The 1584-nt window shown below is 32.4% G+C and carries 1 protein-coding gene; it reads left to right on the top strand.

Annotated elements, in window-relative coordinates:
- Positions 1 to 283 precede the first annotated feature (283 nt).
- A complete protein-coding gene (locus ACX6CF_RS24510) occupies positions 284 to 1456 on the top strand; it encodes an IS110 family RNA-guided transposase (protein ID WP_458788010.1) in 1173 nt (390 codons plus the stop codon).
- Positions 1457 to 1584: the final 128 nt, after the last annotated feature.

Genomic DNA, 1584 nt, shown 5'->3' with positions numbered 1-1584 from the left:
CCTTGTATACTAAATATATAAGAAAATCTCATATATTTGTATACTCTCCTTCCTTTTTTTAAATGTGTATATATTTATCCTGTATAATATAAATATAGAACGTTGTGGAGTATTTCATTTTATTCCTTACAGCTATGACTGTTTCGAGGAGGGTATACCCACAACTATTATCTTCAGTATTAATTAGCTGGTTAACGCTCGACGTTTTATTTACAAGGTCATACTGATAATAGGTCGTGGTTCTCACAATGTTCAATTATATTTATTTAGGAGGTTCTATCCCATGCTTTTTATCGGTATCGATGTTGCTTCTACCAAACATGATGTTGCTATTGTTAGTGATTCTGGTGAAATACTAGTTTCTCCTTTTACTATTTCAAACTCTCTTGATGGATTTAAAATACTCCATACGGAAATTTCTTCCCATATGGAGCCTCTTGATTACGTCCATATAGGGCTTGAAGAAACAGGTATTTATTCTAATAACATTCGCGATTTCCTTTCTGCTGCTGGTTTCTCGGTTTACATGATTAATCCAATCCTTACCCATCACAGTAGAATGGCTCATTCCCTCAGAAACACTAAAACAGACAGAATTGATTGCCTATCAATTTGTAGGTATATCGCTCATAATTTCTCTGCTCTTAAGCCCTATATATCTACAATATACACTACTTCTGAGCTTAAGTCATTATCAAGATTAAGGATTGATAAATTAAAAATCATATCCAAATCTAAGATGGAGTTTACTAGGCTTCTTTATATTATTTTTCCTGAGTTTGTTAAGCATTTTAATCAACATTCTCTCTGGGCTATGAAGCTCTTTTCTCAATATCCTACTCCTAGTAAAATTGCTAACATGCACCTTAAAACACTTGTTGGTATTATTAAAATCAAGGGCGATAGACTTACTGCTGCTAAACTCATTAAATCTCTCTCCAAATCTACTATCGGTAATCCATCTCCTACTAATGTGGTTCTTATTAATACTATTATTAGTGATATCATTCACTTCAACAAGCAACTTGACCTTATAGATTCACAGCTTGATATGTTAATGCAAGATTTTAAATTCATTACCTCTATTCCTGGTGTTGGTACTGTTCTTGGTGCTACTATTATTGGTGAGATTGGTGATGTTAATAGGTTTAATGCTCCTTCACAGTTGCTTGCTTTTGCTGGGCTTGATCCATCTATTTATGAATCTGGTAACTTTAAATCTAATAAGTGTAGGATATCTAAAAGGGGCTCCAAGTACTTAAGAACTGCTGTTTTTTCCGCCTCTAGAGTAGCTTGTGTTGGTAATTGTCAAGATAATAAATTCAAGCGTAAATATGCTCGTAAAAGAACCGAAGGTAAACATCATAATTCTGCTTTGTGTAGTGTTTCTAAAAATATGATTAATACTATATTTGCTATGCTTAAATCTGGTGAAACATTTAGTTATACTGCATAGCTCTTATATATGTTCATATGTTTTAAAAATCAGGGTGAAAATACCCTTATTAATGATGTACTAATTTAATGAAACTGCTTTTATTATTTTTTATAATCTTTTACTTGACTTTTGTATAGCTGGCTCCT

The organism is Vallitalea sediminicola (assembly GCF_054408565.1).
This window is presented reverse-complemented; position numbering and strand designations above follow the sequence as displayed.